Here is a 12,736-nt window from a genome sequence, read left to right as displayed (position 1 = left end):
ACGGCGACACCGGCACCGGCTGGGTGGAGTCGTGAACGGCCCGCTGGTCGTCGTCGGCGACGCGCTGCTGGACCGCGACGTGGACGGCACCGTCAGCCGGGTCTGCCCGGACGCACCGGTGCCGGTGCTCGACGAGCGCACCGCCACCGACCGGCCGGGCGGCGCGGGACTCGCGGCGCTGCTCGCGGCCGCCGACGGCGGCGAGGTCGCCCTCGTCACCGCGCTGGCCGACGACGCCGGTGGCGCGCGCCTGGCGGAGCTGCTGACCGGCGCGGGCGTCGCGCTCTACCCGATGCGCCTGCCCGGCGCGACAGCGGAGAAGATCCGGCTGCGGGCCGGCGGGCAGACGCTGCTGCGACTGGATCGCGGCGGCGACCCGCAGCAGCCGGGAGAGCCGTCGCAGGCGGTACGGGAGCTGCTCGGCCGGGCCGGCGCGATCCTGGTCAGCGACTACGGGCGCGGCCTGCTGCGGCAGCCGACACTGCGCGCCGCGCTGGCCGAGGCGGCCGCGCCGGTGGTCTGGGATCCGCACCCGCGCGGCCCCGCCCCGGTGCCCGGCACCCGGCTGACCACACCGAACCTCGACGAGCTGCGCCGGGTGACCGGCGACGCGGGTGGCGGTTCGCCGCTCACCACCGCCACCCGGGCCGGGCAGGAGCTGCGCCACCGGTGGCGGGTCGGCGCGGTGGCGGTGACCATGGGCCCGGACGGTGCGGTGCTGTGCCACGGCGGCGCCACCCCGCTGGTGCTGCCCCCGTCGTCGGTGCCGGAGCACGTCGACGACACCTGCGGCGCCGGGGACCGGTTCGCCGCCGCCGCGGCGCTGGCGCTCGGCGACGGCGCGCCGATCGCCGAGGCGGTCCGCGCGGCGGTGGAGGCCGCCTCGGCGTACGTGGCGGCGGGCGGGGCCGCCGGGCTGCGCCGGGAACACGAACCGGCCCCGCGGGATCCGGCGCGCGCCGCCGAGGATCTGATCGCCGCGGTACGCGCCGACGGCGGCACTGTGGTCGCCACCGGCGGCTGCTTCGACATCCTGCACGCCGGGCACCTGTCCACGCTGCGCGCGGCCCGCCGCCTCGGTGACTGCCTGGTCGTCTGCCTCAACTCCGACGCGAGCGTGCGCGGGCTCAAGGGACCGGAGCGCCCGGTCAACCCGGCCGAGGACCGGGCCCGGCTGCTGGCGGCGCTGGACTGCGTCGACGCGGTGGTGGTCTTCGACGAGCCGACCCCGCACCAGGTGCTGGCCCGGCTGCGGCCGGACGTCTGGGTCAAGGGCGGCGACTACGGCGACGTGGAGCTGCCCGAGGCGGAACTGGTACGCCGCTGGGGCGGCCGGGTGGTCACCGTCCCCTACCTGTCCGGCCGGTCCACCACCGGCACCATCTCCGCCGCGCGCCAGCGCGGCCTGCACCTGGTCCGAACAGTGGTCTGAACGAGCGAGAAGGAGTCCGGCATGAGCAGGGACATCAACGGCCAGGCGGTGCTCGTCACCGGTGGCGCGAGCGGGCTCGGCGCGGCGGTCGTGGCGGCGGTGGCCAAGGCCGGCGGGCGGCCGTACGTGCTGGACCGCCGCGCGCCCGCCGACGGCGTGCCCTGGGTCGAGTGCGACCTGGCCGACAGCCGCGCCGCCGAGGCGGCCACCCGGCGGATCGCCGAGCAGGCCGGTGAGCTGACCGGCGTGGTGACCGCCGCCGGCATGGACGTGCCGGGGCGGCTGGGCGACGTCGACGGCGCGGTCTGGGACCGGATCGTGGCGATCAACCTGCTCGGCACCGCCGCGGTGATCCGGGCCGCGCTGCCCGAGCTGGAGCGCGCGCACGGCACTGTGGTCACCGTGGCGTCGACGCTGGGCGTGAAGGCGGTGAGCGACGCGACGGCGTACTGCGCGGCGAAGTTCGGGGTGGTCGGCTTCACCCGGGCGCTCGCCGCCGAACTGGCCGGCTCGGTGGGCGTGACGCTGCTGGTCCCGGGCGGGATGCGGACCGCGTTCTTCGACGAGCGGGACGAGAAGTACAAGCCCGGGGCGGACGCGATCCTCAACGACCCGGCGGACACCGCCGAGGCGGTGATGTTCGCGCTGACCCAGCCGCCCGGCTGCGCGGTACGCGAGCTGGTGGTCTGCGCCGAGCAGGAGTCGTCGTACCCGTGATCCTCGTGCTGCGCGCGCTCGGCGTCGGCGACCTCGCGACCGGGGTGCCGGCGCTGCGCGCGCTGCGTGCCGCGTACCCCGGGAAGGAGCTGGCGCTGGTCGCGCCGCGCTGGCTGGCACCGCTGGTCGAGCTGGTGGGCGGCGTGGACCGGCAGGTCCACGCGGACGGGCTGGGGCCGCTGCCCTGGTCCGGGCCGCCGCCGGAGACGGCGGTCAACCTGCACGGCCGGGGCCCGCAGTCGCATCTGATGCTGGCCGCGCTGCGGCCGGGCCGGCTGCTGGCCTTCGCCGGCCCCGAGGCGGGCGTGCCGGACGGGCCGCCGTGGCGGGCCGACGAGCACGAGGTGGACCGCTGGTGCCGGATGCTGGCCTGGTACGGCGTGCCCGCCGACCGCGCCGACCTGGCGTTGCGCCGCCCGGCGCCGGACGGGTTCCCGGCCGGCGTGACGATCGTGCATCCCGGGGCGAAGGCGGCGCAGCGGCGCTGGCCGGTGGCGCGCTTCGCGGCGGTGGCCCGGGAGCTGGCCGGGCGCGGGCACCGGGTGGTGGTGACCGGCAGCCCCGCCGAACGGGAGCTGGCGACGGCGGTGGCCCGGGCCGCCGGGCTGCCCGGCGACGCGGTGCTGGCCGGCGCGACCGACGTGGGCGAGCTGGCCGCGCTCGTCGCGTACGCCCGCCTGGTGCTCTGCGGCGACACCGGCATCGGGCATCTGGCGACCGCCTACGTCACCCCGTCGGTGCTGCTGTTCGGCCCGGTGCCGCCGTCGTGGTGGGGGCCGCCGCCGGACCGGCCGTGGCACGAGGCGCTGTGGGCCGGTCCGCGTCCGGCCGCCGGGGACGAGGACGTGCACCCGGCGCTCGCCGCGCTGGACGTGCCGGACGTGCTGGCCGCCGTGGACCGGGTGGAACGGGCCGCCCGGCACCGCCCACGCGTGCCGGTGCAGCGGGCACGGACACCCCTTACTACCCGCCGGTAGGTTAGGGCCGTAGGCTTGCCCGGGTGAGCGGGGACTACACCCAGGAGTACGTCGACGTCGACGGCGCGCGCATCGGCGTGCAGGTCTACCCGGAGCCGGCCGGTCCGCCCGGCGCGCCGGTGGTGCTGATCTGGCCCGCGATGGGCGTGCGCGCCCGCTACTACCGGCCGTTCGCCGCCGCGCTGCGCGACGCCGGGCTGGCGGTGATCGTGGCCGACCTGCGCGGCACCGGCGAGAGCACCCCCGCGCCGTCGCGCGCCTGCCGGTACGGCTACCAGGAGATGGCCGCCGACATCGGCGCCGTGCTCGACGCGCTCAAGCCCCGGCTGGACGGCCGCACCCGGCTGCTGCTCGGGCACTCCCTCGGCGGTCAGGTCGCGGTGCTGCACCAGGCGCTGCACGACGACGGCCGGGTGGACGGGCTGGCGCTGGTGGCGGTGGGGCTGCCGTGGTGGCGGCGGTACCCGGGCCGGCGCGGGTGGGGCGTGCTGCCGTACACCCAGGGGATCGCGGCGACGGCCCGGCTCCTCGGCGTCTGGCCCGGCTGGGGCTTCGGCGGCCGGCAGGCCGCCGGCGTGATCCGGGACTGGGCGCACACCGCCCGCACCGGCCGGTTCCCGGCGCTGGACGGGGTGGACACGGAGGCCGCCGTGCGGCGGATCCGGACGCCCGTGCTCGCGGTCAGCGTGGACGACGACCAGTACACGCCGCACGAGACGCTCGACCACCTGTGCGAGAAGCTGGCCGAGGCGCCCGTGACGCGGCAGCGCTACACCGTCGCCGAGGCGGGCGCGCCGCTGGACCACTTCACCTGGGTACGCGCGTCGGGTCCCCTGGCCGCCCGGATCGCCGCGTTCGCCGGCACGCTCCCCCGGCGCTGAACCCTCCTCCTGCCCGCCACGCCGGGCGTGAGTCGCCCGATCGTGGGTATGCCGCACCGCCCGAACACGGCGGAGGGGGATCTGATGTCAGAACGGCACACCACGCTGCGCTCGATGCACGACCTGGGCCTGGCGGCCTGGTTCGGCGGTTCCCTGATGGGGGCGCTGGGCGTCAACGGCGCGGCGGCACGGATCAACGACACGACGGAGCGGCTGCCGGTGGCCTCGGCCGGCTGGGCGCGGTGGACGCCCGTCAACGCGGCGGCGATCGGCGCGCACCTGGCCGGCGCGGTCGGTGAACTCGTCACCGAGAGCCCGCGAATGGCCCGCCAGGCGGGCGTGGGACGGGTGAGCGCGGTGAAGACCGCGCTGACGGTCGGCGCGCTGGCGGTGACCGGCTACAGCCGGCTGGTCGGCATGCGGCTGGAGAAGGCCGGCGGGCCGCCGGTCGAGGGGACCACCGAGCCCAACCACCACACCCCGGCCAGCGTCGCCGCCAGCCAGCGGCAGATGAAGCTGCTCCAGTGGGCGGTCCCGGCACTGACCGGCGCGCTGGTCGTGGTGTCGGCGTACATGGGTGAGCAGCAGAAACCGGGCCAGGTGTTCCGGGGCATGCTGGACCGCGCGGGCGGGATCATGTCCGCGCCCAAGCACCTCGGCAAGGTGGCCACCATGGGCGCCGCCGGACGTTCCCTGGTCGGAGCGGCCCGTTGACCACCGCGCGGCCGGCGACCCACATCGGGGTGGGCCACCGGCCGCGCGGTGCACCGGGGCAGGCCGTCCGTCGGCGGGCGGCACGGACATCAGCAGCCAGGCGAGGTGACCATGACCAGCAGGGACCGGCCGGGTACGGGTGACGGGCGAGGGCCGGAGTCGGCCGCGCCGTGGGGCACCACCGACGGCTTCGACGCCGACCCGCCTTGGGGCGCCGGCGACAGCGACCCGATGGACGAGGGCAGCGAGGAGACCGCCGTACCCGAGGGGCGGCTCGGCGAACGCCGGGCGGCCGGCGCCGGGCCGGGCGGGCCGAAGGCGGGCCGGCACGGGTTCGGATCCGTGGAACCGACCCGGACGCCCGAGGCCGGGCCGGGCGCGCCGCCCGATCCGGCCCCGTCGGGGCGGACGTTCCCGGACGACAGCGCGGACGGCGACCTCGGCGACAACGCGCTGGAGGAGGCCACCGGGATGCACCCGGAGACGCGTCCCTAGCTCAGGAGCCGGTGCCGTCCTCACCCGGCCGGCCCGGCACCGACGGCTCGTTGTCCGGCACCGGTGACTCGGCCACCGGGTGCCCGGTGTCGTCGACCAGGCCCGGCGCCATGCTGCCGCCGTGCGCCTCCTCGGCCTCCCGGGTCGCTCGCGGGTCCCGCTCGTCCTCGCCGCGCCGCTTCTCCACAGATCCCCCTTCGCGCTCGTCCATGCACCCGGCGGTACCCGGACGACGGCTGAGGAAACGTCAGGCGCGCGCGGCGGCGGGCGCGACGCCGAGCAGGTCGGCCAGGCGGGCGGCGTCGCGCTGGGCCTGGTCGCCGCAGCAGTTGTTCATCAGCACGTGCAGCTCGGCGCACTGGTCGGCCAGCTCGCGCAGCAGCACCGACCAGCGCCGCAGCTCCCCCTCGCCGTAGGCGTACCGGAACCGCTCCTGCTTGTCGCCGCTCTCCCAGGCCGTGCTGTGCCCGTGGAACCGGATCACGGCCAGGTCGGTGGTGGCGACCAGGATCGGCGGCACCGAGGAGACGTGCCCCTGCGGCATGTCCACACAGGCGTACCCGAGGTCGTGCTCACGCAGGAACGTGACGGTGTCGGCCATCGCGTCCCCGTCGAACCAGGACGAGTGCCGCAGCTCGACCGTCACCGGCCAGGGGCGGCAGCGCCGCGCGGCGTCCAGGATCCGCCGCCGGGCCGCCTCGCCGCGGGCCAGCCACGGCGGGAACTGCAACAGCACGGCGCCGAGCCGGTCGGCCGCCGCGAGCGGCACCAGCGCCGCGTGGAACCGGTCCCACAACTCGTCGTACGCCCCGGCGGGCAGGTCGCGCCAGCGGATCCGGCTCGGGCCGCCTTCCGGACGCAGGTCACGGGGCAGCGCGTCGACCGGCGTGTGATGACCGGTGAACAGCCGGAACGCCTTGACGTCGAAAGTGAACCCGTCCGGGGTCGCCTCCGCCCAGCCCGCCGTGGTCTCCGGCACCGGCACGGCGTAGTACGACGTGTCCACCTCGACCAGTCCGAACCGCTCGGCGTACCAGCCGAGCCGCCCGGCGGGTGTGTTGACCCCACGCGGATACCAGCCGGAGCGGACCAGCATCTGGTCGGCCCACGAGGACGTGCCCACCTTGATGACACCCATGTAATTCAGTTCACCGCGACCGCGGGACATCGGCAACCGGAGATGCCCTCCGGGCCGTGACCGGCACCGGGTGACCGACCTCACCGTGGGCCGGACGTGCCGGAGTGTGACGCCCGGCCGGGTGGCGGCGCTGAGGGTCACGAGATGGACGCATCCGGCCTGGACCAGGAAACCGTCGAGCGGCTGCTCGCCGGCCGCTCCGGCGACACGCCGTCCGCCCCGCCGGGGCTGGCCGCCGTGCTGGACGCGGTCCGCGCCGCTCCCGGCACGGGCGAACTCGACGGCGAGGCGGCCGCCGTCGCGGCGTTCCGGTCGGCCCGACGGATGCGCCGCAGCGGTGCCCGGTTCGGCGTCCCGGCCCGGTTCGGCGTCCGGCTGGCAGTGACCGCGCTCGCCGCGTCCCTCACCGGCGGCGTCGCGCTCGCCGCGACCGGGAACCTGCCGCGCGCCGTCCGACCGGCGGCGCCGCCGGTCGTCACCGCACCGCCCACGCCGCCGGACCGCCCGAGCCCGCCGGCCCGCTCGCCGGCGCCCGGGACACCACAGCCGTCCGAACCGTCCGGCCTGTGCGTCGCGTACCGGGCCGTCGCCGAGCCGGACCGGGGCCACGCCCTGGGCACGCCCGCCTTCGGCGACCTCGTCAGCGCCGCCGGGGGCCGCGACCGCGTGCCGGACTACTGCGCCGGGCTCCTGGGCGCGGGCGACCCGCCGGGGAAGTCCGGCCAGGAGCGGGGCGGCGGCAGGACCGAGCACCCGGTCCGCCCGGACGGCACGCCGCCGGGCGTGGGCGACACGCCACCGGGCGTGGACGGCCCCGCCCCCGAGCACGCCGGGCGGCCGTCCGGCACCCCGCCCGGGCGGCGTAACGGCTGACGACCGGCTGGTAACTTGCCCCCGTGACCCCCCGGCGTCGCCTACCGGCGATCCTCCTCCGCCTCGCCGTGGTGCTCGCCGTGCTGGCCGGCATCGTGCTCACCGCGCTCGGTCCGGCCACCGTGACCGGCCTGCTGCCGTACTTCACCGTCCAGAGCAACGTGGCGGTCGGCGTCCTCGCCGGGTACGGCGCCTGGTGCGCGCTGCGCGACCGGCCGGAGCCGCCGAGCGTCCTCAAGGGCGCGGTGACCCTCTACATCACCATCACCGGCACCGTCTACCACCTGGTGCTGGCCAACCCGGCCAGCCCGTTCGCCATGGCCCAGCCGGACCGGCAACCGGGTGAGTGGTGGGGCAACCAGTTCCTGCACACAGTGGTGCCGCTGCTGGCGGTCGCCGACTGGGCGCTGTTCGACAGGCGCGGCCGGCTGCGCCCCCGGTACGCCGCCTGGTGGCTGGCGTTCCCGGTCGGGTACCTCGTTTTCGCGCTGGTACGCGGCCTGATCGTGGCCAGCTACCCGTACCCGTTCATCGACGCGGGCGAACTGGGCTACGACGGGGTCGCGGTCAGCGCGGTCGGCTTCGCCGCGGTGTTCTGGCTGCTGGGCCTGCTGTTCGTGGGCGTGGACCGGCTGCTCGCCCGGGCCGGGCGCACCGAGTCGGCGGAGCCGCCGGCCCCGGCCGAACCGGTGGAGCCCCCGGTGGCCCAGCGGGAGACCAGCGGCTCGGGCTGAGCGGCGAGCGGGTCAGGCCGCCCGGTGGGTGGGCTGACCCGCGCGCATCCGCCGGCCCCCGCCGCGTTCCCGGCCGTACGAGTCGGCCCGTCCCCACCGGCCCGGCACGTCGAGCAGCTCGATCCGCCCGAACCCGGTCGGGATCGCCGGGTTCACCAGCAGGTTCTCCCCGCACGGGCGCAGCCCCAGCATGGTCCCCAGCAGCATCAGCAGCCCACCCGAGGCCCACGACTGCGGCCGCCCGGCCTCCGGCAACTGGACCGGGTACTTGGTCAACGCGCGGGGGTAGCCGGCGATCACCTCCGGGACCGACCCGCCGAGCGTCTCCGCCATCGCGAACACACCGGCGGCGATGTCGGCCGCCTCCTCGTCGAAGCCGTACCGCCGCAGGCCCGCCGCGACGATCGCGTTGTCCGACGGCCAGACCGCGCCGAGGTGCGCGCCGACCGGGTTGTACGGCCGCTGCCCCTGCGCGTAGGTGCGCACGCCCCAGCCGGAGAACAGGTCCGGCCCGCGCAGGTGCGCGGCCAGCGCGCCGGCCCGGTCCGGCTCCACGATGCCGCTCCACAGCAGGTGCCCCAGATGCGAGGTGAGCGCGTCGACCGGCTCGCCGTCGGGGGTGAGCGCCAGCGCGTAGTAGCCCTGCTTCGGCAGCCAGAAGTCACTGTCGAACCGCTCCCGCAGCCGCGCCGCGTCGGCCTCCAGGCGCTGCGCGTAGCCCGGGTCGCCCCAGAACTCCCGGGCCAGGCGGGCGCCCCGGATCCGGGCGTCGTACGCGTACCCCTGGAGCTCGCACGTGGCGCGCGGGTACGGCGGCTCCGCGCCGTACCGGTCGACGATCGCCTCCGGGGAGTTGCGCCAGGTCTGGTTGGCGACCCCGCTGTCGGTGTTGCGCGGCCGGTAGCGCAGGTAGCCGTCGCCGCACTGGTCGCCGTAGCGGGTCAGCCAGTCCAGCGCCATCCGGGCCGGGTGCCGCAACTCGTGGACCAGGTCGGCGTCACCGGTCCAGCGCTCGTACTCGTCGAGCAGGATCACGAACAGCGGCGTGGTGTCGGCCGCGCCGTAGTAGATCGCGGTGGGCTGCTCGTCGAACGCGGCCGCCTCGCCGTACCGCAGCTCGGCGACGATCTTGCCGGGCTCCTCCTCGTGCCGGTCGTCGAGCCGGCCGCCCTGCAACATCGCCAGCATGTGCAGCGTGGCCGGGGTCAGCTCGGGCGTGAACGGCAGCGTCTGGAGGCAGGTGAACAGCGCGTCCCGCCCGTACAGCGTCATCGCCCAGGGCATCCCCCCGACCGGGACCCGGTCGGTGTAGGCCAGCGGCATGTAGCGCAGCGCGGCCAGGTCGGTCAGGGCCTGCCGGTAGACGGCGGTGAGCGCGGGCCGGTCCGAGACCAGGTGCGGCGCCCGCTCGTACCACCGTTCGAGGTCCCCCCGCATGTCCTGCCGGACGTGCTGCCGGTGCGACTCGATGTCGGCCCGCAGGTCACGCCCTCCCGCGCCCTGAATGATCATGGAGACGTGCAGGTCGACGTTCCACTCGCCCTGCGGCTCGACGCGGATCCGGAAGGTCATCCCCCGCGCGTCCACCTCGGCCGGGGCGGTGCTGGAGACGCACGTCTCCCGGACGAACCGCCCGCGCTCGTACCGGATCCGCAACCGCCGCCCCTCCGGGTCGGGGACGACGGTGGGGCGGCGCGGGCCGGGGCGCAGGATCTCGGAGGTGTCGGCGAAGTCGCCCGCCATCTCCATCCGCACCGTGTACTCGGCGGGTTCGGCCGAGTGGTTCAGCACCGTGAGGCTCTCGTGGTACGCCTCGTCGATCGAGCGGTGCCGGATCACCGAGACGTCGGCGTCCACGTAGTGGCTGGCCGCGCCCGGCACCAGCACGAAGCGGGTCTCGAAGTAGGTCAGGTCGTCGCGGGACAACGCGTGCAGCCGCTCGCCGTCGATCGTGAGCACCCAGTGGGACAGGAACCGGGTGTCGAAGGAGAACAGGCCGATCGGGGCGGACGGGTCGCGTTCCATGTCGCCCTGCGCGTCGCTCAACGCGAACGCGTTGCCGGCGAGGACGTGGACCAGCTCCTGCCTCATCGGGCCGCCGCCCGCTCGCCGGGCACGTCGCGGGGATCCCGGGCGTCCGGCGGGCCGGGAAAGATCCGGCGCAGCGTCATCAGCAGCTTCAGTTCGCCCCGCGCGGCGAGGTCGTTGCGCAGCAGCGCGGCGGCCGGGTGCAGGCGCCCCGCCGCGATCCGGTCGAACACCTCCCGGTTCGCGCCGACCACCAGGTCCGCCTCCTCGGCCAGGCGCTCCACCCGGACGTCCTGCCGGTCGATGGTCAGGTACCAGTGCTCGGTGTGCCCGTCGTCGCGCAGGTCCAGGCGGATGGTGCCGGAGGTGGTCTCGGGCAGCTCCGGGTGCCGGCCGGCGGTCCCGCGGGCCAGGTGTTCCACGGCCGAGACGCTCATCGGGCCCTCCTCGTCGGTGGTCGCGGCCGCCCGCCTGCCGGCGCCGCTCGTCCCGCAGCGTCCCCGCGCTGCGGGTGAGGCGAACTCACCCGGTCCGGGTGAGTCGCGGCGGTCCGGCGGGTATCCCTGAGCCGTGCCGACGACCGGGGACGCCACCGCCGACCGGGTGCTGCTCGCGCTGCTGACCATGCAGCGCGAGTCGTGGGAGCAGGGAATCCTCGGTCAGGCGCTGCTCGACCTGGGCCTGGACGAGGCCGCCGTGCTGGTCGCCGACGCCGCGGTGACCCGGCAGCGGCCGGACGGGCGGCTCGGGGAGCCGCCCGGCTCGGTGGGCGCGGTGAACGGCGCCGCGTGCGGCGAGGTGGTCCGGCACGCCGCGCGCCGCACCGGCGACCGGCGGTACGCCGTGGCGCTGGACGCCCAGCTCGACTGGCTGACCCGGCGGGCGCCTAGGGCCGCCGACGGCACGCTGTTCCACCTGCTCGACGGCCGCCAGGTGTGGGCGGACACCATCTACATGGTGGTGCCGCTGCTGGCGCTGACCGGCCGGACCGAAGCGGCCGCCGCGCAGGTCGCGGGGCACCGGCGACGGCTGTACGACACGCGCACCGGCCTGTACGCCGCCCGCTGGGACGAGGACCGGGGCGAACTGGACCGACCCGGGCCCTGGGGCACCGGCAACGGCTGGGTGGTCGCCGGGATCACCCGCGCGCTGCGGCTCGCGCCGGACTGGCCGGGCACCCTCCGCGCCGAGCTGGCCGGGCACGTGGAGGAGGTGCTGACCGCCTGCCTGGCGTACCGGGGCGCGGACGGGCTCTTCCCCGACGTGCTGGACGAGCCGGGCGCCTTCCGCGAGGCCAACACCGCCCAGCTGCTCGGGTACGCGGCCCTCACCGGGGTGGCCGGCGGCTGGCTGCCCCGGTCCTGGTACGAGGTGGGAGCGGACCTGCTGGCCGCCGCCGGTCGGCGCATCGACGCGTACGGCCGGGTGACGGGCGTCAGCGGGGCGCCGGACTTCGAGCGCCCCGGCACCTCGCCCGAGGCGCAGGCGTGTCACCTGCTCGGGCACGCCGCGCTGCGCCGGGCCGGTCCGGCGCTCAGCCCAGGATGAGCCCGCGCACGTACGCGGCCTGACCGACGTGCTGGAAATCGTCGTCGAGCACGCTCACCAGCCGCACCCCGAGCGTGACCGGCGGATCCCAGTTCTCGTCCACCACCCGGTCCAGGTCGGCCGGGCGCAGCCCGCGCAGGTATTTCAGGCTCCGGTCCACCACCGCCCGGTGGTAGTCCAGCAGCACCTCACCGCTCTCCGGGCGTACCGCGGCGATCTGCTCCGGGCCGTGCCCGAAGCCGGTGTCGGCGGGGTCGGGCCGCAGGCCGCACTTCGCCGCCCAGTCGCCGGTGGCCCAGAGCTGCGGCTGGCCCATCACGTCGGCGACGTGGTCGTCCTGGATCCGGGTCAGGTGCCAGACCAGCCAGCCGACCGGGTTCGCCCCGTCGGCCGGCGCCCGCCGCAGCTGGGCCGCGTCGAGCCCGTCGAGCGCCCCGGCGACCAGATCGGGCAGCCGCCCGTACGCCTCGGTCAGCACGTCCGTCGCGTCCACGCGTCCTCACTCCCCTGCCGTCTCCTGCCGTCCCCTCGGCCTTCCTGCCGTCCCTTCGGGCAGTACCGCCCAGCGTGCCCGGCAAACCTCGGCACGGGCACCGCCTCTAGGGTGATCGCGTGGTCGCGGCGCTGGAGCTGTATCTGGACACCGACGCCACCCGGCGGATCCGGGTGCTGTGGGACCTGCTGGAGTCCGACGGGGTGCCGAGCATGCGGTCCCTGCTGGCGCAGCGGCACCGCCCGCACGTCTCGCTGGCGGTCGCGCCCCGCCTGGACCCCCACCGCGTCGCCGAGGCGCTCGCCGGGACCGTCGTGGCCGCGCCGCTGCGGCTGGAGTTCCAGCACGCCGGGCAGTTCCTCGGGCGGGTGCTCTGGCTCGGGCCGGCGCCGACGCCCGAGCTGCTGGCGCACCACGCCGCGGTGCACGACCGGCTGGCGCGGGCCGGCGTCGAGGTGGTGGAGCACTACCGGCCGGGCCGCTGGGTGCCGCACTGCACGCTGTCCATGCGGGTGCCGAACCCGCTGATGGGCGCGGCGGTACGCCGGTGCCTGGAGGTGCTGCCGCTGACCGCGACGGTGGTCGGCGCCGCGGTGGCCGACCACGCCCGCGACATCTCCCACCCCCTCCCCTGACACCTTCCCCGCCCCCATGATCGACACAAGCTCGGGGAGGTGGTGCCATCCCACTCCATGATCAACACCAG

General features: G+C 76.4%; 15 protein-coding genes. 10 read left to right on the top strand and 5 right to left on the bottom strand.

Annotated elements, in window-relative coordinates:
• Positions 1 to 31 precede the first annotated feature (31 nt).
• From rfaE2 to ACN27D_RS25900, 6 genes are all read left to right on the top strand, one after another.
• Positions 32 to 1,432 (top strand): D-glycero-beta-D-manno-heptose 1-phosphate adenylyltransferase, encoded by a 1,401-nt coding sequence (gene rfaE2 / locus ACN27D_RS25925; protein ID WP_421500219.1) that lies wholly within the window; start codon positions 32 to 34, stop codon positions 1,430 to 1,432.
• A 21-nt stretch (positions 1,433 to 1,453) separates the two neighbouring features.
• Positions 1,454 to 2,149, top strand: coding sequence for an SDR family oxidoreductase (locus ACN27D_RS25920; RefSeq protein WP_421500218.1), 696 nt, complete (start codon positions 1,454 to 1,456; stop codon positions 2,147 to 2,149).
• A complete protein-coding gene (locus tag ACN27D_RS25915; RefSeq protein ID WP_358173075.1) occupies positions 2,146 to 3,126 on the top strand; it encodes a glycosyltransferase family 9 protein in 981 nt (326 codons plus the stop codon). Before ACN27D_RS25920 ends, ACN27D_RS25915 begins: the two co-directional genes overlap by 4 nt.
• Before the next feature lie 23 nt (positions 3,127 to 3,149).
• Positions 3,150 to 4,007 (top strand): alpha/beta fold hydrolase, encoded by an 858-nt coding sequence (locus ACN27D_RS25910; RefSeq protein ID WP_358173077.1) that lies wholly within the window; start codon positions 3,150 to 3,152, stop codon positions 4,005 to 4,007.
• An 84-nt stretch (positions 4,008 to 4,091) separates the two neighbouring features.
• Positions 4,092 to 4,721, top strand: coding sequence for a hypothetical protein (locus ACN27D_RS25905; protein ID WP_120573874.1), 630 nt, complete (start codon positions 4,092 to 4,094; stop codon positions 4,719 to 4,721).
• Between the two features lie 111 nt (positions 4,722 to 4,832).
• Entirely contained in the window at positions 4,833 to 5,216 is a 384-nt protein-coding gene (locus tag ACN27D_RS25900) for a hypothetical protein (RefSeq protein WP_120573875.1), read from the top strand.
• Position 5,217: 1 nt separating this feature from the next.
• Here ACN27D_RS25900 and ACN27D_RS25895 read toward each other — a convergent pair whose 3' ends face one another.
• Positions 5,218 to 5,427, bottom strand: coding sequence for a GTPase activator (locus ACN27D_RS25895; RefSeq protein WP_358173079.1), 210 nt, complete (start codon positions 5,425 to 5,427; stop codon positions 5,218 to 5,220).
• A gap of 36 nt (positions 5,428 to 5,463) precedes the next feature.
• Positions 5,464 to 6,354 carry a DUF72 domain-containing protein gene (locus ACN27D_RS25890; protein ID WP_357899059.1) on the bottom strand — a complete coding sequence of 297 codons (891 nt, stop codon included), beginning with the start codon at positions 6,352 to 6,354 and terminating at the stop codon, positions 5,464 to 5,466.
• Positions 6,355 to 6,498: 144 nt separating this feature from the next.
• On the opposite strand from ACN27D_RS25890, the gene ACN27D_RS25885 reads away from it, so the two are divergent.
• Both ACN27D_RS25885 and ACN27D_RS25880 read left to right on the top strand, forming a co-directional pair.
• Complete coding sequence (locus ACN27D_RS25885; RefSeq protein WP_358173081.1) at positions 6,499 to 7,227, top strand: hypothetical protein; 729 nt, start codon at positions 6,499 to 6,501, stop codon at positions 7,225 to 7,227.
• A 23-nt stretch (positions 7,228 to 7,250) separates the two neighbouring features.
• Entirely contained in the window at positions 7,251 to 7,961 is a 711-nt protein-coding gene (locus ACN27D_RS25880) for a Pr6Pr family membrane protein (RefSeq protein ID WP_421500217.1), read from the top strand.
• 12 nt (positions 7,962 to 7,973) lie between these two features.
• Here ACN27D_RS25880 and ACN27D_RS25875 read toward each other — a convergent pair whose 3' ends face one another.
• Positions 7,974 to 10,052 (bottom strand): glycogen debranching N-terminal domain-containing protein, encoded by a 2,079-nt coding sequence (locus ACN27D_RS25875; RefSeq protein ID WP_358173085.1) that lies wholly within the window; start codon positions 10,050 to 10,052, stop codon positions 7,974 to 7,976.
• Positions 10,049 to 10,426: an SCP2 sterol-binding domain-containing protein gene (locus ACN27D_RS25870; RefSeq protein ID WP_120570744.1), complete on the bottom strand. Its 378-nt coding sequence runs from the start codon at positions 10,424 to 10,426 to the stop codon at positions 10,049 to 10,051. The genes ACN27D_RS25875 and ACN27D_RS25870 overlap by 4 nt, the downstream gene beginning before the upstream one ends.
• A 133-nt stretch (positions 10,427 to 10,559) precedes the next feature.
• Between ACN27D_RS25870 and ACN27D_RS25865 the strand changes: the two genes are divergently transcribed.
• On the top strand, positions 10,560 to 11,537 hold the full coding sequence (locus ACN27D_RS25865) for a glycoside hydrolase family 88 protein (protein WP_421500216.1): 978 nt from the start codon (positions 10,560 to 10,562) through the stop codon (positions 11,535 to 11,537).
• Here ACN27D_RS25865 and ACN27D_RS25860 read toward each other — a convergent pair.
• On the bottom strand, positions 11,524 to 12,030 hold the full coding sequence (locus tag ACN27D_RS25860; RefSeq protein ID WP_252454070.1) for a mycothiol transferase: 507 nt from the start codon (positions 12,028 to 12,030) through the stop codon (positions 11,524 to 11,526). The genes ACN27D_RS25865 and ACN27D_RS25860 overlap by 14 nt on opposite strands.
• Before the next feature lie 119 nt (positions 12,031 to 12,149).
• Between ACN27D_RS25860 and ACN27D_RS25855 the strand changes: the two genes are divergently transcribed.
• Positions 12,150 to 12,665 carry a 2'-5' RNA ligase family protein gene (locus ACN27D_RS25855; RefSeq protein ID WP_120570747.1) on the top strand — a complete coding sequence of 172 codons (516 nt, stop codon included), beginning with the start codon at positions 12,150 to 12,152 and terminating at the stop codon, positions 12,663 to 12,665.
• Positions 12,666 to 12,736 lie beyond the last annotated feature (71 nt).

This window comes from Micromonospora sp. WMMD1274, from assembly GCF_049179035.1.
Taxonomy (GTDB): Bacteria; Actinomycetota; Actinomycetes; order Mycobacteriales; family Micromonosporaceae; genus Micromonospora; species Micromonospora tulbaghiae.
Note: the sequence above shows the minus strand (reverse complement) of the source record. Positions and strands in the feature narration are given on the sequence as shown.